Raw genomic sequence first — 21,473 nt, forward strand, 5'->3', positions numbered from 1 at the left:
GGAAAAATGGGATGTTTCGTCAGTCTAAAAGCTCTATTTTTTCTCCCAAGTCAAAGAAGACTTGCAAAAACAATAGCCCGGGTAAGCCATAACAGATAAGCTTCTGCTATGTACCTCCCGGGCTTTTCTCCCGCCGTGTAACCAGTCCGTGTTTCAATTTCTAAAAACACTCTATGACTGATTCGCTTCTCTCGGACCAGCCGTTTAAATCTTGAGACTTAAACCGGAACCCTAGAAGCTATTAATTTTTTTTACCCGATAGCTATCAATATTTGTTGGATGAACTTTGAAAGCTTAAATGTATAGATATCAATAAATTTTAAGGGAGAATGTAATCAAAGTTACAATTGGGCGGATTCCCCCCTGGGGGGAATCCAGAGTCAAGCGATCGCTACCTAATCGCTACCTAGATAAACAACATCCCATCCTACAGCCGGGTCGCCACCCAGAAGGCTCAAATCTGTAATGGACACCGCAGCCAAACCTGGATGCAAACGACTCCAGGCTTGGCGCATCATCAGCGCCCCATTAGGACAAACTTGCCCCCGCATTTCACTCCAGCGTTTCGCCTACATAGGTAACACATTGATAGAAAGATCCCAGCAGGCGATGTCTTGTGTAGCTGCGCTTACCCCTGAGAGCGATCGCCCTACACTGGATCGCCCTACACGGGTCAGTCGTCGGAAAGCTTTAGTCTTCGTGATCTTCAAACGGATCGCTCAATTCCTTAGAAGGAGGCCCGAACGCAGTGTAGATGGTGAAGCCAGTGATGGCGACGAGAAAGGTAGCGATAGAAATGCTAAGAACTGTTGCGGGTTCCATAGGTGAGATAATTTATGAGAGCAGTTCCTATACAATATTACAAAACGTTAAAAACTTCTGTCGAGATTGATCCTAGGAAAGCTATGGCACAACGGACTTGGTTAGGAGATGTCCTCAAACCCCTTAACTCTGAATATGGGAAAGTATCTCCGGGGTGGGGCACTACGCCATTGATGGGCGTCTTTATGGTGCTATTTTTGGTCTTTTTACTGATTATTCTGCAACTTTACAATTCCTCACTCCTCGTTGAGGGTGTTGATGTCGATTGGAAAAGCCTAGGGCGTTAATCGACTGTGATCGGGCGCGAAGTCCTTGGGCTTTACATAACGCCACGATTAAAAAACACTGATGCTTTCCCGGCTAGACCGGGTTTTTTTGTCGGTTCTATACTAAAGTTAACCTTTTGCACGAAAAATCCTATGAATATCTTTGGCATCGGTCTGCCGGAAATGGCGCTGATTATGGTTGTGGCTCTTTTGATTTTTGGTCCCAAAAAGTTGCCAGAAATTGGTCGCAGTATGGGCAAGGCAATTCGCGGCTTCCAGGAAGCATCCAGAGAATTTGAAACTGAGTTCAAGCAGGAAGCAGAGCAGATAGAACAAGCTGTCAAGACACTACCCCAGGCTGACTCAGAGAAAGTAGCAAACGGAAAGTCAGAGAATCCCGCAACTAGCTCATCGCAACACAGCTAAAACTGGCAATTCTCGTTGCCACGATAGCGATTCTCACTCTTAGTGGAATATACAGGAACCTCACCCCCAACCCCCTTTTATGAACCGAGAGGGGATATCGAACCCCTCCCCGTTCGCTGGGAGAGGGCAGGAGTGGGGTTAAACCGTAGTGCATCCAATAGAGAATTGCTATAGAACAGGAAAGGGGGTAGACGCTAATTGTCAGCGACTGGTAGAAAGCCATATTTCTGCAATATCTGCTGCCCTCTGTTACTAGTAACAAAGTTGATGAATTCTTTTGCCTGCTGGGAATTTTGACTTTGCTTGACAACCGCTATCCAATAGCTGATAGGTCGAGTTGATTCAAGGGAAATTCGGGCGATCGCCTTCACTTTCTTCGATATCGCCGCATCCGTTGCATAGACAAGGGCGGCGTCAACATTTCCCTGCTCCACATAAGTCAAAACTTGACGCACATTGTCACCAAAGACTAACTTTTTTTCTTTTTCCAGTTTGGTATAAAGATTTTCTTTTTCCAGAGCTATTTTTGCGTACTCTCCCGCTGGCACGGTAGCTGGATTACCGATTGCTAAACGTTTCAGACGACTATCCCTTAAGTCAGATAGTTTCTTCAGCCAAGGGGTTTGAGCAGTAGTTGCCACCAGGACTAATTGATTACGAGCAAACGTCTTGCGAGTTTGGGGAAGCAACAAATTCTGCGTTTCTAAAGCATCTATCGGTCGAGCTGCTGCACTCGCGAATACATCAATGGGGGCACCCCGTTCGATTTGCTTTTGCAAGAAACCAGAAGCGGCAAAATTAAAGTTAACGGTAAAGGTAGGAAGGTGAGCTTGAAAGGATGTGGCAATCTCTGTAAAAGCTTCGCTCAACGAAGCAGCAGCAGCAACAGTCAGCGTGGTAGATGTAGATTCAGATGCCTTTGGGGAAATAGCTGGGGCACTGCAAGCCCCCAGCAGAAGACTCATAACCAGACTTAGCAGGATGAGAGGGGGTAGGATAGCGAACCGATTGGCATTCTCCGGACACTTGCGTGGCATCAAAAAAGAACTCAAGCGTTTTTTCCCTAGCAAAAACTATGATTTTAGGCTTTGATGTTCTTGAACCATTCGTTTCAGCGCTCCGCTTTGCCATTGAGTTCGGGTTTACCAGGAACTTCAAATTTGTAACCGACGCCCCGAACTGTTTGAATTAACTCAGGCTGAGTAGAATCGATTTCTATCTTCTTGCGAATCTGCCCGATATGAACGTCAACGACCCGTGGGTCTCCAATGTAGTCAGAAGCCCAAACTTCCTTGATTAACTCGGCTCGACGCCAAACCCGACCGGGATGACTTGCCAAGAAATGCAACAAATTAAATTCTAAGGCGGTCAAGGGGACTGGTTGATCGCTCAGATTCACCTCTCGACGCACTGGATCGATCACCAGTTTGTCAAAGATGAGGCGTTGCTGTTCGGCGACTTTCAGGGGCCGATGGCGCTTTAAAAGCGCCCCGACGCGGACGCCTAACTCTCCCAAGCTAAAAGGCTTGGTAATGTAGTCATCCGCACCCTGGGAAAAGCCGTGGATTTTATCGTTTTCGTCGGCGCGACTCGTTAGCAGCAGTACTAATACGTCGGTGCGGCTTTGCAATTCTTTGCAGAGTTGATAGCCATTCGCGTCAGGCAAATTCACGTCCAGAATCACCAGGTTTGGGTTGAATTGATCAAACACGGCGCGGGCGGTCTTGCCGTCTTCAGCAGACTCCATTTGATAGTTTTGCTGACTTAAGAAGCGATAGATGAGATTCCGGATGGCCGGATCGTCATCCACGACAAGAATCTTGTGAGTTGCGGAAGCCAGGACCATAACTTTCCACTAAGAACTGGATTATGATTAACGGACAGCGGTATTTTAAGCAAACAGGTCGAGTCGGGGAAATAAGCGCTTTGGAAGGCGAAAAATCGCTTCCTTACCTTATTAATATTCCCAAGCTTAATGACGTAATGAGCATTTTAGACAATTATCGTCGCTCTCCCCAGTTAGTGAAAATATCTCGTAATCGTCAAGTCTCCACGATGGGCAGTCTGGCGGTTTGTTGTAAGTCTTTTTTGTCTAAAAAAATTAAATTTGCCGAGCGAATCCGGATAAATCATCTGACGGTTAGCTGGTAAACGAATAAAAGTGTCTTTCGAGAGAAGTGCTTGTGTTCAAGGATCAAGCTAAACTAACTTGGAGGATAGGATGAATGTAGGCACTCAAGGCTAAGGGTCAACTGCGATTAGGCAGTGATTTCAAGGACTTGAACGGCTTTGAACAAAAAACCAGTATGACAAAACTTCACGGGAAATGTATAGATACTTTGCCAAATGTAGTAATTTATGACCATTCCATCCTTCAAGAGCCGTAGCACCTTCTCCAATCAGCGTGAAAGTATTCCAATCGCGCTCTCATGGGGTCGGAGATCTTCTTTTCGCAACGGGAATTAGGGAGTTTTAGGTTACATAGGTTAGAACGGCTGGCTAACGATACTTTCTTCTAGCCTGAGGAACTGGCAGTGTAGATAGGGAGCTAGATTGCCAGAAACGATTGAGTCGATGAAGACTGCTAAAAATAATAGATCTCTGGGAGGTTTTGGATGAGCGAGCAAAATCCCTACGAAAAGCTTGGACTGTCAGAAGACGCAACTTTTGAGGAAATTCAGGAGACCCGCAAGCGCCTTCTTCAAGAGCATCATGGCGAGAAGGAGCTTCTGGAAGCGATGGAGACGGCCTACGATGCGATTTTAATGGAACGTCTGAGGATGCGCCAAGAGGGAAAAATTAAGGTTCCGGAACGGATTCGGTTCCCAGAGCGGGCGATCGCGCCTCCTCCCACTTTTACTCCTGTGCCGGTCAACCGTTCCCCAGCTTGGTTGCAAAATCTGATTGATACGCCCAGCTTACAGGAGGTGGCGTGGCCTAGCGGTTTGTTCTTGGCATTGAGCGCCATTACAGCCTATCCAGGCACCAATGATTCGATGCTGCCATTGAATATGGCGTTAGGGGCTGGATTAACTTTATTTTTGGTCAATCGCAAAGAGCGGAAATTTGGTCGCGCTTTCCTGCTGACGCTGCTGGGGTTGTTCGTTGGAATTGGATTGGGAACGCTGCTCGATAATGTGCTGATGACGCAAATTTCCAATATCGGATTGACGCCAGATAAATTCGTCACGGTGGTGACGTTTATTATTCTCTGGCTGGTTAGTAGCTTTCTGCGCTAAAGCTAAGAATTAAACATGAAAAATTAAGAGTTAATTATAGAATTTTTAATTTTTCATTTTTTATGTTTAATTCTTCAGGCAGCGGCTGACTCAACACGAAATCTACGGCTTCACCAAGGTTGTTTACGATCAAGTCTGGCTGGTATTGCTCAAGCTGAGCGCGATCGCGTATCCCGCACAAAACCCCGATGACCTTAACGCCGTGGTTTTTTGCGGCAATTATATCAGCCTCGGTATCCCCGATCATCCACACCTCAGAGGCGGGAGGAAGTTCCGCGATCGCGCGTTCCATCAGCAGCGGTTTGTCGTCGATGTCACGAGTCTTCACGTAGTCGTTTGCCAGGTGGTAGCACCGATTCTCTGGGAAAAATCGCGCTAAGTCGTAACGACCGAAAGCGTAATCTAACTCTCGTTGACGGCGCATGGTTAGTACGACCAAATCGACGCCTGCTTCCTGTACTTTTTCCAGGGCGTCAACGGCTCCGGGTGCCAGGGCGTCATAAACTAGATAGGGCATGGTATGCACGGTTTGACGCCGCAGTGCCGCAAATGCTTGGGCTTGCTCTTCATCGAGACCGGAAAGGATGCCGATTTGTCGTTCTGGGACGCGCGATCGCTTCAAACCCCAAAACTCCTCCTTAGACATCTGACGCACTGACTGGTCTTCCCGCCGCGTCTGTTCCAAACAAAACTGGTAAACTTGGTAATATCGCTCCGAAACGTCCATAATTGGGCCGTCGAAGTCACTGATAATTCTTAACATTTTTAGACGCAGGGGTTAATCTATATGATTAAGATTAATCACAAATTACCCCTTTTTTACCTGCCTGCCGATAGGTTCCTCAATACAGGCTACCTCGCTTCATCTGCTCTCGTTCAATCGCTTCAAAAAGAGCGCGAAAGTTGCCTTCCCCAAAACCCCGTGCCTGTAAGCGACGCTCAATTAACTCAAAGAAGAAAGTGGGTTGTTCAAAAATCGGTTGAGTGAAGATTTGCAGTAGCAACGCTTCGGGAGAGTTTTCCTCCCAATCCACCAAAATTTGTTGCGCCGCGATTTCCTGAATTTCAGCCTCTGATAGCTGAAGTCCTTGCCGGTGAAGCAGTTGCGTGTAGTAGGTGCGGGGGACTTGTAGGAAGGGTAGACCGCGTTGACGCAGGTAAGCGATCGCATTCACAATATTGGGCGTTTGCAAAGCAATATGCTGAACTCCTGGCCCCTGATTCACCTCCAAAAATTCCTGAATTTGGGAATTCGCAGATGCGGGTTGATTAATCGGTAACTTGACCCAACCATCCGGATGATGCATCACCTTACTGTGCAGTCCCGAACGCTCGGTTTGAATCGCAAACGACTGCTGCGGTATAAACGCTAGCGTCTTTTCATACCAAGCAACTGCCCGATCCAAGTCCCCAGCCGCCACATTCAGCACCACATGATCGATGCCGCCAAACGCGAAGCCGGTGTTGCTCCTGCCATCTAACCGCTCGGAATCATCATCCCATAAGGCTTTTCCGCCATCCCAGTCAAGCTGGGGAAAAGTGCAAATAAAACCTCTATCTTGGCGCTCAACAAACCTAGGCTGCCTTTCTATCAAGGTATGGCTCAAAGAACCCCAAGCGGCAATCTTGCCCCACTTCAGAAAGACCTTACCCGGTTGTTCTTGGATGGGTTGCAACACCTTAGCGCCTCCATTGACCGCCTTCGTCATCACCGCTTCCACATCAGGAACGCTAAAAGCGATGTCAGCAACACCGGGAGGATGTTGGTGCAGAAACTGGGCAACGGGACTCGCCGATGTCAGGGGTGAAGATAGCAAAAAATAGACTGAGCCGCTTTTGACCACTTCTGTGCGAGTGTGGTCGCTTACCCCAGCGGCTACTGCTTGAAAGCCCAGCAGTAGCACAAACCAGTCGCGCGACGCTTTGGCATCTTCAACATAGAAGTGAACATGGTCAATTTTCATGGTTTATCCAGTCTGAGCAGCTCTACCTGAGTGTAAATTTTGCCCTCTTCCTGGCATTTGCAGGTCATTCTTGAGAAAGAATCCCTCCTTTGATAAAGTGCTGAGTGCTTTAGGATCTGGGTTTCCCTGGCTTTGTCAACGACTGAGTGGGAGATGGAGAGAGTAGCACAGAGCCAGTAAAAAACAGCAGATTTTATACGTGGTGTACTGAGTTCGCAGTGACTAATTAGAAAAATAGGTGGCTTTCTGGTTGAATATTAATTTCCATCGGCACCGCTTGCGGATCGGCGCTGAGCGCGAACAGAATTGCATCAGCAGCAGTTTCAGGGCTGAGCATCTTTTTGCGATCGACTTTTAGGCTGACATTATCCCAAAAAGGAGAATCAACGCCGCCAAAATAGAACAGGGTGAACTTGATGCCGAAGCGCTTCAGTTCATCTGCCATACACTTGCTGAAACCCACGACGCCAAATTTTGAGGCACAGTAAGCCGCTGCCATCGCCATTGAGTGCTTGCCTAGAATCCCTACTACATTGCAGATATGACCGCTTTTATGCTCCTTCATCGCCTCCGCTGCTGCCTGACAGGTGTAGAAGCTGCCTTTTAAGTTCACGTCGAGCATGGCGTCTAAATCTGCGGGTTCTAACTGGTTGTATTGCTTCAGGACGCCAGCGCCCGCCGCATTGACTAAAACATCAATTTGACCAAAGTGGGCGATCGCTTTTTCCATTAGCGTCTCCACTTGCTGCGGTTTAGTAATATCTGTCGGTACGGTTAAGACTTGGGGGAGTCCAGATGCCAAGTTTTCCAACCGGCTGCTATCTCTTGCCGCTAGTACCAACCGCGCCCCCATCGGTGCTAGTTTGCGAGTTAAGACAGAACCAATGCCGCCGGTAGCACCAACGATGACAACGACTTTATCTTGCATATTCCTTTACATTTCTTTACATCTTCTCCCATCATACTGACCGCGATTCATTCTGCTCAAACCAGTGATTTCTCGTTTCCAAGGTGAGGAGACCTCGCCTAAGAAGGCTCTCAGGAGGCTCTTGCTTGCCGCCATCACCGAGAAACTCTAGGAAGAGGGTGGGAACACCGTAGTAGCACCTAAGCGCAGCAGCAGCCCATCCAGTAGGCATTTCCTGGTAGAGCCTCTCAAAGCAGAAACCGCGAAAATGAGCAGACTTCCCAGGTAAAACCTTGACATTTCGTAAAAATCGAGGCTGTGATGGACAAAGTGCGTGAGAGTTCCTGCTTCAGGTTGAGTAAATCATGGATTGGATAGTCAAAGAGACAGGGGAAATATTTGCTGGCTTATCCCAGCTATTTACAACCCCGGTTTTTGAAATCGGCAACACCCGTCTTTCTCTCGGTTCGATTGTCCAACTGATTTTGTTAGCGATCGCTGTCTTTATCGCTTCTCGCGCTACCAGCGAGTGGATTAAGCGGAAAATTCTGGTGCGGGTGAAATTGGATCGAGGAACGCGAGAAGCGATCGCAGCCGTCATCGGCTACCTTTTAGCTGGTTTCGGATTTATGATTGTCTTGCAAACGGCAGGCATCAACCTGAGTTCTCTAACGGTATTTGCTGGAGTGATTGGAATTGGGTTGGGATTTGGATTACAGAATTTATCCAGCAACTTTATCAGCGGATTGACGCTACTTTTTGAACAACCGATTAGAGCCGGAGACTTTATTGAAGTTGATGGTCTTTTAGGAACTGTAGAAAATATTTCTATTCGTTCTACAATTGTTCGGACGCTGGATGGCGTTTTTGTCATCGTTCCCAATGTTCGATTTGTAGAAAACCATATTATTAACTGGACTTATAAGGACCCCAAGTGTCGCATCCATATCCCGATTGGAGTTGCCTATGGGAGCGAACCCATCTTAGTCACAGAAGCACTTTTAGCGGCTGCTCGAATGGAACCAGGCGTTTTATCTTCTCCTGCTCCCAAAGTTTGGTTTAAAAATTTTGGAGAAAGTTCTTTAAATTTTGAGCTATTAGTTTGGATCGATCGACCGCAGGGTAGCGATCCCATCAAAAGTTCTTTAAACTTTGCGATTGAGAATGAATTTCGCGACCGGGGAATCGAGATTCCTTTTCCCCAGAGGGATATCCACATTCGCAATTTAGAAGAAATAACGCATCGGTTTCATAAAACCAGCGCGACAGATGTTCCTAATGGCAAAGTCAATTCGCACAATAGTACTATCACACCCAACCCCAAAGTTCTTCCCAAATCCCCCGATAATTGGACGCTGCGCGATTTGTTGCGGAGAGTCACTTTCTTTGAGTCGTGTACGGATTTAGAACTGCGTCAATTGATTGAGTACGGATATCGACAACTGTATCCAAACGGACAGGCTGTTTGTCAAGAAAATGACCCTGGCGATTCATTTTATATTATTCTGACTGGCTCTGTAGAAGTCTTTTCTCAAAAAGCAGAGAAATATATTGCAACGCTTCACAAAGGGGAATTTTTTGGAGAAATTTCTTTGTTACTAGGAACTCCTCGCTCAGCAACAGTTCGCACTTTGGAAGATTCCATTTTGTTTGTCGTAGACCGCAACGACTTACAGAAGCTTTTAGTCACGCATCAGGAGTTAGCCGATCAGATTGCCCAAAAGTTATCAGAACGACAACAGGCGTTACGAGATTTGGGAATACTAACAGAAGAAGTCTCCGAACAGACTCCTTTAATCCGAATCCGTCAACGAATTCAAAGCCTTTTCGGCATCTAAGAATTAATTTGTTTAATTTAAGCAATGGATCGCGATTTGATTTAGGATTTTTGAGCGATCGCTACTTGATATCCTTTATTGGTTTTCTCTACCTTGAAGCAACTATAAGACTTTATAAATTGAGTAAAGCTACCTTCTGGATTAAATTGTTTGATAATTTCAGAGATTGGTTGATTGTATTGCTTATGAAATTCTCCTCCTAAAGTTTCTAGGGGAATATAGCTTTTTGGAGATTCAGCCGTTAAACTATTCAATATATTTAATAGCACTTGTTCCAGCTCAAGGCAAGAGTCAATTTTATATAAGGAAGGGTGAGCGATCGCTACCTGATAACCTTGCCCATTTTTCTCAACTTTTAACTTAGAACATGACTGTAAAAACTGGGTGAAATTATTACCGGATTTTAGTTTTTTAAGTAATGCAGTCGGGGATTCACCATACACTTTACTGAATTCTCCACCCAGCGGTCCTATTAATATTTTTGCATCTAAAGATTGGGCTTGCATTGCCTGAATAATATTTAAAACTGCATTTTCTAGTTCTGCTAGAGAAGTAATAGTAGATAAAGCTTGAAGTTTATCGTCTGATTGCTGTTCAAGTTTAGAATTTTCTGGTGCTTTTTGGGGTTCAACTAAAGTCTGATTCCCGGCTTGAGTTTTATCAGTTTTTAACTCAGGCTCTTGTTTAGTCGTTTTGGTCACTTGACCGACTTTAAATAGAGTTATATATACCTCAGAAGTTTCGGGGAGTTGATGTACTACAAAATCTGAGGGTTTATCTATGAAAATATCTTTATCAGTCTTACCGGGACTATAAGTATCAACAACTTGATTGATAGTAATTTCGTACTTTTCGTAAAATAGCTGAGATAGGGCAGATAACTTTACCCACTGAATTTTAGCCCGTTCTTGTTCTTCGGCAAGCAACGCTTTTAAATAACTAATACATTGCATTAATGGTGGAATAACGGGTAAGTCTTTAGGCGTATAAGTTTCAATTTCACCTGTTTTATAGTTAGATACAGTTATATTAGAACCGTGTCGAAAAACCCGATATACCGTTAACCCGTATTTCTGAAGATGGTTGCAAAGATTGGTCATCACCGTATCTGATGAACAAACTAAGACTTCCTTAACTTTTGGGTAGTGTTCCCGGATTGATAAGCCAACTGCTATCATTTTTCCATCAGCGTTATCTCTACCAGCAGGAACGTGAATTAAATCATAGCCGCGTTCATGCAATTCCGCATCTAATTTACCCATGCGCCGCCAATTGGCAAAGGCAATTTTAACTTGGATAAAGTAAGTACAGACGGTTGTTAAAAATTTTTCTGTTTCGGTATCGAGTTGTAAGTTTTCGGCATCCAAAAGCAAAATCGCGATATGTTGCTCTGGAATCAGCACTCGTGGCGCTTCTGCTGGATGTGAAAAGGCTGAGCCATTTCTGGGAGCTATTTCAGATGCTGAATCGATTAAGATACGAAGTTTTTCTATTAATTTACTAGATATCGGTAATTCTAAACATTGAGGAGTTAAGATTAATCGCAGTAATTTTCGTACTGTTTTAATTAGCGCATCTCTATCAGATGCTTTGTTGAGTTCTGTTTGCAGTTTTAATAGGAAAGAGGATTGATAGAGAGCATCACTCCAAGGAACATTCCGGTACTTTTCAGTTAATAATTTTGGCTGCTGTTGCTGAACAAAAATAATGGTTTGATAGATACAGAAACTAATTTCCTTAATGACAGTAGAATCATTTACCGACGTCACGCGAACGTTATCTGGCATAGTTTTTTGGGTTATATTCAGGCGGCGTATCCCTGAAGTCTCTAGGGAGCGCTCTTAGGTTTAGGATTCCCCTCATAATAAAAGAAAGTGCTTTATACTTCTTAATCTTTACTATGGCAAGAGACTTGCGGGGATTCATCAAGCTACTGGAAGAACGAGGGCAGTTACGGAGAATCGATGCCTTAGTTGACCCAGATATGGAAATTGCTGAGATTTCCAACCGGATGTTACAACGCGGTGGTCCTGGGCTGCTATTTGAAAATGTAAAAGGGTCAGCTTATCCGGTGGCGGTGAACCTGATGGGTACAGTTGAACGGATTTGCTGGGCGATGAATATGCAGCATCCGTTGGAGTTGGAGGAACTGGGCAAAAAGCTGAGTATGTTGCAACAGCCGAAGCCACCGAAGAAGATTTCTCAGGCGGTGGAGTTTGGCAAGGTGCTATTTGATGTGCTGAAGGCGAAACCGGGGCGCGATTTTTTCCCAGCCTGTCAGCAAGTGGTTATCCAAGGTGATGATCTGGATCTGAACCAATTGCCGTTAATTCGTCCTTATTCTGGGGATGCTGGGAAGATAATCACGCTAGGGCTGGTCATTACCAAGGATTGCGAGACGGGTACGCCGAATGTGGGGGTGTACCGACTGCAACTGCAATCGCACAACACGATGACGGTGCATTGGCTATCGGTGAGGGGTGGTGCGAGACATCTACGCAAGGCGGCGGAACGGGGGAAAAAGTTGGAAGTTGCGATCGCACTCGGTGTTGACCCTCTGATCATCATGGCTGCGGCAACGCCGATTCCAGTCGATTTATCAGAATGGCTGTTTGCCGGACTCTACGGCGGTTCTGGGGTGCAGTTGGCGAAGTGTAAGACGGTAGATTTAGAAGTGCCAGCCGACTCGGAATTTGTCCTAGAGGGCACGATTACACCGGGGGAAGTGCTGTCAGATGGCCCTTTTGGCGATCACATGGGTTATTACGGCGGTGTCGAGGATTCGCCGTTAATTCGCTTCCAGTGCATGACACACCGCAAAGATCCAATGTATATGACAACTTTTAGCGGTCGTCCGCCGAAAGAAGAAGCGATGATGGCGATCGCGCTAAACCGCATCTACACGCCGATTTTGCGGCAACAAGTGTCAGAAATTGTTGATTTCTTCCTCCCAATGGAGGCGTTGAGTTATAAAGCGGCGATTATTTCCATTGATAAGGCATATCCGGGTCAGGCGCGACGTGCAGCCTTAGCTTTTTGGAGTGCTTTACCTCAGTTTACTTACACCAAGTTTGTGATTGTGGTAGATAAAGACATTAACATCCGCGATCCGCGTCAAGTGGTGTGGGCAATTAGTTCTAAAGTTGACCCGGTGCGTGATGTTTTCATTTTGCCGAATACGCCTTTTGATACTTTGGATTTCGCCAGTGAAAAAATTGGTTTAGGCGGACGCATGGGAATTGATGCGACTACGAAGATTCCTCCTGAAACCGAACATGAATGGGGCGAACCTTTGGAATCCGATCCAGATGTGGCGGCGATGGTGGAACGACGCTGGGCAGAGTATGGTTTAGCCGACTTGCAATTAGGAGAAGTTGATCCGAAATTGTTCGGCTACGATATGAAGTAATTGTTTGGCACCAGCACTAACGCTGGTGTTAAATAATCGGGAAAATTATGGCTAAAAAGGCGAACAAGACAGCATCAAAGCTAACCTTAGGATTAGCGCTAGCTAGCATGAGTTGGGTTATCAATACTGGCACGGCTAATCTTAGCGTATTAGCGCAACCAGTTAATGAAAAAAAATGCGATATTTCTGCCGTCGTTATCGACAAAGATCCGCAAGGTTTAAATGTGCGTAGCGGCCCAAGTAGTAATAGTCGAATCTTGGGAAAAATTCCCACATACGAGTCAGTTGATATCATTGCTTCCTCTGGAAATTGGGTAAAAATTACGAATGCTTTTAGAGAAATTGGCGGCTTTCAGGGAACTGGCTGGGTGTTTTTGCCCATGTTAGGCACATCAACGAGGGGCTATGAAACTAATGGCGTTAATCTTTATGTTAGTCCCAGTCAGCAAAGCCGAAAAATTGCACGAGTTCCACGTAGAACCGATGTTAAATTAATAGGCTGTCAGGGAGAATGGGCGGAGATTGAATATCGAGGTGTTAAAGGTTGGCTGAAAAGTGACGATCAATGTGGTGTAGGCACAACCTGTTCTTAATTGTTTTGCGAGGTGCAATAGATTAGGTTTATGGGCTAGTGCGATCGCTATCAGACCCAGATGCAGCTTGGGCTGATAAATTGTTGCGATCGCAAGCTTTACGGTAGTTCAAGCTTGAAGAGGCGCGTAGGAGGAAGTCTGAGGCGATCGCGATCGCCTGCTGTGTCTTTTCTATCGCTTAAGTAAATTTTATTGAGAATAGACCCACAAAGCCCCAAGGTTGACTGTCTTGGGGTTTTGCTTTAGCAATTACAGGCGATCGCATATCCCAAATGGCTTACAGACGCTAATAGGCAGTTGAACGCTTGAACTTGTAATCCATCTTAAAGCTCAGAGTTCTGAGTTTTAAGATGAGACGAAATCACGAAGATTGCATTGCCCTTCTTGAACAAATTCGCTGGAGTGGAAAGCCAAAGTGTCCATATTGCGAATCGACCAATTATAGGAAATTGAAGAATGAACACAGATACCAGTGTAATGAGTGCTTTACTTCATATAGCGTTACAGTTGGTACGCTATTTCATAAAACTCATGTAGACTTGGACAAATGGATTTTGGCGATTCCCCTTGTTTTAAAGTCGCCAGCAGGCATCAGTGGGCGTCAGCTTGCTAAGGAGATCGGGGTGAACAAAAACACAGCTTGCTACATGATCGAGCGTATCCGTAGAGCCATAACGGAGGAACCGGAACTGTTACAAAAGCTCAGTGTGGTTTAGTCTAGTGCCTGATTAACTGACAAAACTTCTGCAACCGTTACGCAGTCAGACTAGCTGATAATTCCTAGGGTGAAAGCCAGGAGCCTTTACTTGACAACGATTTCTCTAATTTCCTTAACGGGGTCTTTCCTGGCTTTACCAGTCAATCAGGGCTAGACAGACAACTTTGACAGTCTTGGCACAATTCCGACAGAGTCACAGTGTCTCTGAAATGATTTTTAGAGACTGTGTCATTTTGTTAGAAAAATTGGACAGGGTTTATAAAGATGAATCTAGGGTTTTTACATGAATTTAGGAAGCTTTTTTAAAATTAATTCATCATCAATTTTTGTTTTTATTTTCGGTGCCTTTACATGGCTTATTGGTTTCATATATAGTCAATTTCCTACAACTCTTTCAGAGCGGGATAGGCAAATCGTAAATTTTGTTTTCGCTCCTGCTGTCGCACTAGGTTTTCTGACCTTGGTTAATTATACAATCTCAAAAGAGATTGAAGCAGAAGCAGAAAAACGATCAACGGAAAATTTAGATGAACAATTAGAATCAGAAATGGAGGATTTTAGGCAGCAATTAGAAGGCGATACCAATGAATTAAAAAAGGCAGTTGAGTCTTTGGATGTTTCTGAAGAACGAGAGAAATTGTTAGAGATTATTCGCTCAATTCGGTTTGCTCCAGAGAAGTTTCATTCCAGCCGCAAGGCGGCTGAAGAAATTGCTAAATGGTTGGATGTTAGAGCTAATAGGTCAGCTTTACTTAAAACTGCTTTGGGCGCTGTATCAAAGGCAAACTTTAATATTCCTAAAAAACACAAAGCTAAGTTTAATGAAGATATTCGTGAATGTATCAACTGGTTATATGATAGTATTCTAAATCGTGCTGCTTGCATAGTAGAACCAGAGAAACACGCTTCAGCAATATCCCATATGCCTGAGAAAAATAAACCATACGAAATAGCGATAAAAGCTATTGAAAAACATCTTGAAGAACAAGAAAATATAAAAGAATACTATGTCAAAAGTGATACTGTAAAAAGAATATTTAAATATATCATAATCGAATTTGAAAAAATGTCTATTAAGGTAAGATAAGCGGCTTTTTCAAGGAAACATAAAGATGGCAGCAGTACAGCCAGGAAATGATTAAAAGTTGGTACTACGCTTGCGCGCTTTCGGTTGACCTCTGGAAATACGAAGTTTTATTCTGTAATCGATATCTTTACACAGGTTCAGAACTATCTTATTTAGTGTCTCAGGTACACCTGTAAGCTTCTCTAATGATGTTTGAATTTCTATAATTTTGTCTTTATAATACAACAGTTGTTGTAAGTCTTCATCTGGATAATCTGGTAGATTGATATTCAAAGATGCTGTTAACTTAGTTTTACTTTTATCCAGTAATATCCTGGTTTCATAGATGTGATTTTTAAGAGTGTTAACATCATCGTCTTGGATTATTTGATTGTTTAAATAAGTTTGAAAATTATTTAAATCTCTTCCCAATTGCTCTAAAAATAAGGGTAGCTCCATGTAATTCCTCAAAAATTAGGGCTGTTAACATAAACGTAAACTCTACTTGAAATAATATTTAGCTATTTATAGAAAGTCCCGACCGCTAACTAGGACACCGCGATTTTATTTTTAAACTTCCAGCAACGTTAAAATCAGGAAGCTTTAAATCATCTGTACTACCGTACTGCGTTGATCGCATCCTCATCACCGCAAGTGCGATCGCACCCATCTCCCTCTTAGCCCCCTCCTCGCTTGCGGGGAGCAGGAGGAGGGATTGGAGGAAGAGGGGGAATTGGAGTGGCGTAGAAGCTTTGGTTCTATGGGTTCATCTTGGGTCATTTGCTCATCTTTGATTCGTTGCTTATTTCAAGCCAGCGCGATCGCTTTTTCCTGCAAATTATCCTCTACTTCATAGTTGTCTGGTATTGATAAACCAGTGGAGCAACTTCAGAGGCGTAAGCAGCCAAAACACTTTCTGCCTCTTCGTCAAATAAGCTGCCGTCAGTACGATTCCAAGCTTGTAGCGCTCCTAAAAGCTTGCCTTCGTAGTAGAGTGGTACGGCTAAAGCTGTCTCAATTCCCAATGCTTTAGCATGATCTTGCCGGACTCGGCGATCGCCCTCAGTACGACAAACTAACACGGGTTTGTCGCTCTGAAATGCCGTACCACACAATCCGGAAGTCGCTGCGGCAACCCTTTTGTCCAACACCCACTCAGCGTGCTTGCCTATTGCTGCCGCATAGTAGACGGTTTCCCCTTCGGACTCAGCTAGAACCACGCTGGCTGTTTCAGCATTGACAATTGCTTGGATGCGTTCGGCAATGTCATCTAATATCTGGCGATTTTGACTCATCGTTAACATCTCTTTATCTGCAATCAGTCTATCCAAATACAGTTAGGTTAAATGGCACTAACGCTCGGAGCCTGGAAATAAATTTCACAGCTAAAGTAGAGACACGATTAATCGCGTCTCTACTCTGGAATCAGATTCTCCTGTTGATAACAGACTTTAACGCGAAATTATTCCAGCCTCTCGGAGTCTGTGGTAGCGCTTTTGTTTATACTTCGACAGGGGTGCTGCTAGCAGTAAAACTTTCTCTAGCAGCCAAGGTGCAATGCGATTGCACCACACAGCTAAATGACTTTGCCATCCCACTAAAATTTCTGGCGATTCCTTTTGCAGTCCAGTGACGAGTGCTTGAGCAACTTTCTGAGAAGTCGTGGGCACTACCCAGCGAAACCACTTTAATTCTCGCACCATGTCAGTGTCGGTCAAAGATGGCAGCAAAGCCATCACCCGGATATTGTAGTCAGCGAGTTCACCGCGCAAGGCTTGGGTGAATCCCAAAATCGCAAACTTGGTGGCTGAATAAGTCGCCATCGTCGGCGCGGCAATTTTGCCCATCAAGCTAGAAACGTTCACGATGGTTCCTTCCCGTTGGGTTGCCATACGTCGAGCAACCAGACGAGTCATGGTGTACATTCCCATTAAATTAATCGCGATTTCTTGCTGCACATCCGGGAGTTGAGATTTCAAAAAGGGCGCTTGGTGTGCAACTCCCGCACAGTTGACAAGCAGATGAATCTGACCATAATCTCGCCAAGCTTGGGCGATCGCAATATTCACTTCTACTATCTGAGCCAGATCCAATGGCAGGATCGCGGCTTCTACGCCAAGTGCTTCAATTTCGGCGGCGACTTCCGCTAAGCGATCGGCATCGCGTGCCACCAGCAACAGGCGTTTGGCTCCTTGTTGCGCGAGTTCAAGCGCGATCGCTCGCCCAATTCCACGGGAAGCTCCGGTAATCAGAGCTGTCTTTCCTTGAATATTCATAACTTAAACCTTCTCCATTTGAGGTCTCACCGCGCTGATAGTGCCGAGTTCAAGATGCAAAGAAGTAGAGGTAGCATCTTCTAAGCTCGCAGTGAGGAAAACAGTAACTCGTAATTACAGATGAGTTGAACTGAACTGTTGGGAGCAAGACATTTCTCAAAATTCTTGCAGGGAACCCTATTTTTGTAGACAAACCTGAGAAATGTCTTTCCGGAAAACTTCAGTCAAATAAGAGTTGGACTGGCAGTACGTAAGGGGAACACGAGTTAGGAACCAGATGAAATTGAAGAAATGCATTTTGAATCGTGAAACAAAGAAATTCCTCCGCCGTCTAGCAAGGTTGGTGTACCGTCAGAGAAATAAAGTTTCAGGCAATCCTGCAATCAGTGAATGGGTGTACAGCCAAGTTTGATGTAGAGCATGGATGGCACGTCTCCTAAAATACGGGCATTGACCAGAAGCAACTCTTAAGCACACCTTAGCAACTGCATCAACGAATCGCAATAAATTTTAATAAATTTTGCTTAACATTCTGTTACAAAACTGCCAAATGCTTTGCTGGAGCTAAATTGGGCGAGGTGTTCCTTTGGGGAAGTCAAGGGATGCCGTGAGCGCAGGAGCGGGCGACTTCCTATTTACTGGTGTTGTGGAACACACTGGGCGTCCGAAGAGAGCCAACCAAAAAGCGATCGCTCACGCCAAAACCCAAGCGAAGAAACCGCTCGGTTTTGAGATATTTGATATTCTGGCAAAAGTTTAAGATGATCCCTTTCGCCTATGGCTGCTTTGATCAAAGAAATCCAACAGAGCTTATTAAACCTGATGGGTCAAACTATTGAGGCGCTACCAGGAATTTTGATGGGGATCGCAATCCTCTGTTTAACTCGGTATGGAGCGAATCTAGTTCGGCGGCTCGTCCGTGGCGTTGGCAGGCGTGCCCTGAAAAACCCATCACTGCGCCTGCTGCTCGTGCAGACCAGTTTTGTAGGAACCTGGGTGGTAGGGATTCTCTTCGCCTGTGTTGTTGCCTTCCCAGACTTGCGGCTGGGCGACATCATTGGTTTGCTGGGACTCAGCTCGGTAGCGATTGGCTTCGCCTTTCAAGATATTTTCAAAAATTTTCTGGCGGGAGTGCTGCTGCTGTTGCAGGAACCGTTTCGGTTGGGGGATCAAGTGATAGTAAACGGTTTCGAGGGAACGATTGAAGAAATTTCCCTGCGCGCCACCCAAATTATCACCTATCAGGGAGAGCGCATCGTCGTGCCAAATGCAATTGTCTTTACCAGTCCGGTGCAAGTGCTGACGGCGATGCCCCACCGCCGGACTGATTTAGAAATTGGCGTTGATTACAATACACCTTTACCCTACGCTGTCGAAACTCTGCTCGAAGCCGTGTTAAAAGTCGAAGGCGTCTTATCGAAGCCAGCACCGGAAGTGGATGGATTAGGCTTTGGTGATAGCTCGATGAACTTGGTCGTCCGCTATTGGACATCGCCGCACAAGGTAGATGTGCGCCGCACGAGAACCAAGGTGATGATCGCGATCAAACAAGCCTGCGATCGCGCTGACATTAACATTCCTTACCCCATCCGCACGCTTTACAACTACAACCAGGATCAGTTCAACGATGCTTCCCCAGTTGCAGATGGTGCCCAAAAAAGCTGAAAGTTTTGAGTTTTGAATTGAAGAAAAACTCAAAACTCAAAACGAATTCATCCCCTAATTTTGTTAAACCACCGCAGCCACTTTCAGCTCAAAAATCCTCTCGATCGTATCCTCTACCACCTTATCGGGAGTTGAAGCTCCAGAAGTAACTCCTACCACAATGGGACCAGCGGGGAGCCAATTTTCCTGAACTTCCAAATCGCCACCCAGCGGCTTATGCTCCACACGATTGCCAGGGCCAATTCGCTCGGCGCTATCGATGTGATAGGAAGGAATTTTCCGCTCAATGGCAATTTCTTGTAAGTGCGTCGTATTGGAAGAATTGAACCCCCCAATCACCACCATGAGATCTAGTTTTTCATCTACTAGCTGAAACATAGCATCTTGCCGCTCTTGAGTCGCATCACAGATGGTGTTGAAGCTTTGGAAATGCTCGTTTAACTCGCTTGGCCCATACTTTCTCATCATGGTGCGCTCAAATAGCTTGCCGATTAGCTCGGTTTCGCTCTTGAGCATCGTGGTTTGATTAGCAATACCAATCCGCTCTAAATCGGTGTCGGGATCGAATCCCTCTGAGCAAGCGCGGCTGAATTTTGTCATAAATTCGTCGCGACTCCCACCATTGAGAATGTAGTTAGAGACATACTCCGCTTGTGCCAGATTCAGCACGATCAAATACTTGTCAGCAAAAGAACTGGTGGCGACAGTTTCTTCGTGATTGTATTTGCCGTGAATGATCGAGGTATAAGCTTTTTTCTTGTGCTTTTCGACCGTATTCCAAACTTTAGAAACCCAAGGACAGGTTGTATCGACAATCTTGCAACCCTTGTCGTTGAGCAGCTGCATTTCCTGAACGCTGGCACCAAATGCCGGTAAAATCACCACGTCACCCGCATCGACAACGGAGAAGTCTTTTTCCCCTTTCTCTACTGAGATAAACCCTACTTTCATGTCGCGCAAGCGCTGATTCACAGAAGGGTTGTGAATAATTTCATTAGTAATCCAAATCTGCTCGGTCGGGAAGTGCTGGCGGGTTTCATAAGCCATTGCGACGGCGCGTTCCACACCCCAGCAAAAACCAAACGATTCGGCTAACCGGATGGTGACATCACCGCGTTTCAGGGTGTAGTTGTTTTCCCGAATTTCCTGAATGAGATGGCTCTGATACTCGGATTTGAGGACACCAGCGACTTCCTCTTGATGACCAAAGCCCTTGCGATGGTAGTTCTCAGAACTGTTTAATGACCGTTTGAAGGCTTTTGTATCCATGCAGCCGTTTCCTCTCTCATTCTGGTGGTTCTCCTCGTCGATCATAAAATGCCTGGACGCTCAGCTGGCGTTACCCAGCAAAGTCAAAGCCAGGAATTTTTAATTGGCTTTGCTGGGTTCTGTTTCCACCTGCATGAAGAATTGAAGGGCATAGCGCCAAATAACATAGCCTTGGGGACTTAGGTGCAAGCCATCCGTCGTCAGTTCGGGCTGTATATTGCCGTTACTATCGGCAAACAGGGGATAGAGATCGAGATAGCTGACAGATTCCGAACGAGCGATCGCGCCCAGTTGTCGGTTCAGTTCGCGGATGCGACTGGTAGGGATAGCAATCAGGCGATCGCGTCCCACCCAGGTTGACTTTTTACCGCCGTGGGGCAAAATCGACTGCACAACAATCTGTGCTTGGGGATGAACCCGTCGCAGATAGCGGATAATCTGTCGCTGGTTCGCCAGAATTCTCCGATCCCCCACCCCTCGGATCAGGTCGTTAATGCCAATCATCACCAAGATCGTTTCCGGCTGAGTTTCGTCCAACACATCCAATCGGTTGAGCAAACCCCCCGAAGTATCTCCAGAAATTCCTTGATTGAGCCAAGTGCGCTCTGTTGGCAATAGCTCCGAAGGAAACCACAGACTGAGCGAATCCCCAGCCAGTACGGTTAAATGTTTGGGATTTTTGGTTGCGGCTACCTCCGCTTCTTGCCTGAGCAGCGTCACCCACTGAGCGTAATTCAGCTGGTGGCGCGGCCCTAACGCGGGTGTGGAAGGTAGTGTTTTCGTCAGCAGGCTGGTAGAGACGTCTTCTGGGATCGGCTCTACAGAGGTAGCATCGCTAGCTTGTAACCTAGCTGATAGCCACCGATCCCGATTCAGCAACAAAATTACTGTTAGCATCAGCAACCCGTTGGTAGCTAGGGACAAAAGCGCCCAAGCCGGAAGAAAGGTTTTCGAGCGAGTGGACACACTAAATCAGATTCAGCACAGGTTGAATTTAATCTTAAATTGCTAGCAT

24 protein-coding genes and 1 riboswitch are annotated in these 21,473 nt (G+C 45.6%); of the genes, 11 read left to right on the top strand and 13 right to left on the bottom strand.

All coding sequences use genetic code 11. From position 1 onward, the window contains the following. Nucleotides 1-112: 112 nt before the first annotated feature. Nucleotides 113-246: riboswitch (guanidine-I (ykkC/yxkD leader) on the bottom strand. A gap of 149 nt (nt 247-395) precedes the next feature. Together NC994_RS01250 and psbN are read right to left on the bottom strand one after the other, a co-directional pair. Continuing rightward, nucleotides 396-551, bottom strand: a complete 156-nt coding sequence (locus tag NC994_RS01250) for a hypothetical protein (RefSeq protein WP_190436391.1) — start codon at nt 549-551, stop codon at nt 396-398. Nucleotides 552-690: 139 nt separating this feature from the next. Then, on the bottom strand, nt 691-822 hold the full coding sequence (gene psbN, locus NC994_RS01255; RefSeq protein ID WP_190411418.1) for a photosystem II reaction center protein PsbN: 132 nt from the start codon (nt 820-822) through the stop codon (nt 691-693). An 83-nt stretch (nt 823-905) separates the two neighbouring features. On the opposite strand from psbN, the gene psbH reads away from it, so the two are divergent. Together psbH and NC994_RS01265 are read left to right on the top strand one after the other, a co-directional pair. After that, nucleotides 906-1,109 (top strand): photosystem II reaction center protein PsbH, encoded by a 204-nt coding sequence (gene psbH, locus NC994_RS01260; RefSeq protein ID WP_190411417.1) that lies wholly within the window; start codon nt 906-908, stop codon nt 1,107-1,109. A 132-nt stretch (nt 1,110-1,241) separates the two neighbouring features. After that, complete coding sequence (locus NC994_RS01265) at nt 1,242-1,514, top strand: TatA/E family twin arginine-targeting protein translocase (RefSeq protein WP_190411416.1); 273 nt, start codon at nt 1,242-1,244, stop codon at nt 1,512-1,514. Nucleotides 1,515-1,708: 194 nt separating this feature from the next. Here NC994_RS01265 and modA read toward each other — a convergent pair whose 3' ends face one another. Together modA and NC994_RS01275 are read right to left on the bottom strand one after the other, a co-directional pair. Then, nucleotides 1,709-2,551, bottom strand: a complete 843-nt coding sequence (modA, locus tag NC994_RS01270; RefSeq protein ID WP_190436393.1) for a molybdate ABC transporter substrate-binding protein — start codon at nt 2,549-2,551, stop codon at nt 1,709-1,711. 74 nt (nt 2,552-2,625) lie between these two features. Then, nucleotides 2,626-3,360 (bottom strand): response regulator transcription factor, encoded by a 735-nt coding sequence (locus NC994_RS01275; RefSeq protein WP_190411414.1) that lies wholly within the window; start codon nt 3,358-3,360, stop codon nt 2,626-2,628. Nucleotides 3,361-3,383: 23 nt separating this feature from the next. Here NC994_RS01275 and NC994_RS01280 point away from each other — a divergent pair, with 23 nt between their 5' ends. Both NC994_RS01280 and NC994_RS01285 read left to right on the top strand, forming a co-directional pair. After that, on the top strand, nt 3,384-3,665 hold the full coding sequence (locus NC994_RS01280; RefSeq protein ID WP_190426037.1) for a hypothetical protein: 282 nt from the start codon (nt 3,384-3,386) through the stop codon (nt 3,663-3,665). 464 nt (nt 3,666-4,129) lie between these two features. Next, the gene (locus NC994_RS01285; protein ID WP_190411412.1) at nt 4,130-4,753 is read left to right on the top strand and encodes a CPP1-like family protein; all 624 of its coding nucleotides are present in this window, start codon (nt 4,130-4,132) and stop codon (nt 4,751-4,753) included. Nucleotides 4,754-4,787: 34 nt separating this feature from the next. Here NC994_RS01285 and NC994_RS01290 read toward each other — a convergent pair whose 3' ends face one another. The 3 genes from NC994_RS01290 to NC994_RS01300 all read right to left on the bottom strand — a co-directional run bounded on the left by NC994_RS01290 (nt 4,788) and on the right by NC994_RS01300 (nt 7,645). Continuing rightward, entirely contained in the window at nt 4,788-5,516 is a 729-nt protein-coding gene (locus NC994_RS01290; RefSeq protein ID WP_190411411.1) for an HAD family hydrolase, read from the bottom strand. Between the two features lie 79 nt (nt 5,517-5,595). After that, on the bottom strand, nt 5,596-6,717 hold the full coding sequence (hppD, locus tag NC994_RS01295; protein ID WP_190436396.1) for a 4-hydroxyphenylpyruvate dioxygenase: 1,122 nt from the start codon (nt 6,715-6,717) through the stop codon (nt 5,596-5,598). Nucleotides 6,718-6,943: 226 nt separating this feature from the next. Further along, a complete protein-coding gene (locus NC994_RS01300) occupies nt 6,944-7,645 on the bottom strand; it encodes an SDR family oxidoreductase (RefSeq protein WP_190436399.1) in 702 nt (233 codons plus the stop codon). Between the two features lie 344 nt (nt 7,646-7,989). Between NC994_RS01300 and NC994_RS01305 the strand changes: the two genes are divergently transcribed. After that, the gene (locus NC994_RS01305) at nt 7,990-9,462 is read left to right on the top strand and encodes a cyclic nucleotide-binding domain-containing protein (protein WP_190436402.1); all 1,473 of its coding nucleotides are present in this window, start codon (nt 7,990-7,992) and stop codon (nt 9,460-9,462) included. Nucleotides 9,463-9,503: 41 nt separating this feature from the next. On the opposite strand, the gene NC994_RS01310 is transcribed toward NC994_RS01305, so the two are convergent. After that, entirely contained in the window at nt 9,504-11,249 is a 1,746-nt protein-coding gene (locus NC994_RS01310; protein ID WP_190436405.1) for an NYN domain-containing protein, read from the bottom strand. Between the two features lie 113 nt (nt 11,250-11,362). On the opposite strand from NC994_RS01310, the gene NC994_RS01315 reads away from it, so the two are divergent. The 4 genes from NC994_RS01315 to NC994_RS01330 all read left to right on the top strand — a co-directional run bounded on the left by NC994_RS01315 (nt 11,363) and on the right by NC994_RS01330 (nt 15,269). Further along, complete coding sequence (locus tag NC994_RS01315) at nt 11,363-12,871, top strand: UbiD family decarboxylase (RefSeq protein ID WP_190436408.1); 1,509 nt, start codon at nt 11,363-11,365, stop codon at nt 12,869-12,871. Nucleotides 12,872-12,918: 47 nt separating this feature from the next. Next, on the top strand, nt 12,919-13,464 hold the full coding sequence (locus NC994_RS01320) for an SH3 domain-containing protein (RefSeq protein WP_190436411.1): 546 nt from the start codon (nt 12,919-12,921) through the stop codon (nt 13,462-13,464). A 350-nt stretch (nt 13,465-13,814) separates the two neighbouring features. Next, complete coding sequence (locus tag NC994_RS01325; RefSeq protein WP_190436416.1) at nt 13,815-14,180, top strand: transposase; 366 nt, start codon at nt 13,815-13,817, stop codon at nt 14,178-14,180. Nucleotides 14,181-14,465: 285 nt separating this feature from the next. Continuing rightward, on the top strand, nt 14,466-15,269 hold the full coding sequence (locus NC994_RS01330) for a hypothetical protein (RefSeq protein WP_190436418.1): 804 nt from the start codon (nt 14,466-14,468) through the stop codon (nt 15,267-15,269). Between the two features lie 51 nt (nt 15,270-15,320). On the opposite strand, the gene NC994_RS01335 is transcribed toward NC994_RS01330, so the two are convergent. From NC994_RS01335 to NC994_RS01345, 3 genes are all read right to left on the bottom strand, one after another. Continuing rightward, on the bottom strand, nt 15,321-15,707 hold the full coding sequence (locus NC994_RS01335; RefSeq protein WP_190436421.1) for a hypothetical protein: 387 nt from the start codon (nt 15,705-15,707) through the stop codon (nt 15,321-15,323). Between the two features lie 386 nt (nt 15,708-16,093). Then, nucleotides 16,094-16,543, bottom strand: a complete 450-nt coding sequence (locus tag NC994_RS01340) for a GAF domain-containing protein (RefSeq protein WP_190436423.1) — start codon at nt 16,541-16,543, stop codon at nt 16,094-16,096. Nucleotides 16,544-16,699: 156 nt separating this feature from the next. Continuing rightward, the gene (locus NC994_RS01345; RefSeq protein WP_190436426.1) at nt 16,700-17,524 is read right to left on the bottom strand and encodes an SDR family NAD(P)-dependent oxidoreductase; all 825 of its coding nucleotides are present in this window, start codon (nt 17,522-17,524) and stop codon (nt 16,700-16,702) included. 607 nt (nt 17,525-18,131) lie between these two features. Here NC994_RS01345 and NC994_RS01350 point away from each other — a divergent pair. Both NC994_RS01350 and NC994_RS01355 read left to right on the top strand, forming a co-directional pair. Beyond that, a complete protein-coding gene (locus NC994_RS01350; protein ID WP_190411397.1) occupies nt 18,132-18,284 on the top strand; it encodes a hypothetical protein in 153 nt (50 codons plus the stop codon). A 17-nt stretch (nt 18,285-18,301) separates the two neighbouring features. Continuing rightward, a complete protein-coding gene (locus NC994_RS01355; RefSeq protein ID WP_190436429.1) occupies nt 18,302-19,189 on the top strand; it encodes a mechanosensitive ion channel family protein in 888 nt (295 codons plus the stop codon). A 63-nt stretch (nt 19,190-19,252) separates the two neighbouring features. On the opposite strand, the gene NC994_RS01360 is transcribed toward NC994_RS01355, so the two are convergent. Both NC994_RS01360 and NC994_RS01365 read right to left on the bottom strand, forming a co-directional pair. Then, nucleotides 19,253-20,458: a 4-hydroxy-3-methylbut-2-enyl diphosphate reductase gene (locus NC994_RS01360; protein ID WP_190411395.1), complete on the bottom strand. Its 1,206-nt coding sequence runs from the start codon at nt 20,456-20,458 to the stop codon at nt 19,253-19,255. 99 nt (nt 20,459-20,557) lie between these two features. Continuing rightward, nucleotides 20,558-21,424, bottom strand: coding sequence for an SGNH/GDSL hydrolase family protein (locus NC994_RS01365; RefSeq protein ID WP_347276523.1), 867 nt, complete (start codon nt 21,422-21,424; stop codon nt 20,558-20,560). Nucleotides 21,425-21,473 lie beyond the last annotated feature (49 nt).

It is taken from the genome of Trichocoleus sp. AS-A1 (assembly GCF_039962015.1).
Lineage (GTDB): Bacteria > Cyanobacteriota > Cyanobacteriia > Cyanobacteriales > FACHB-T130 > FACHB-T130.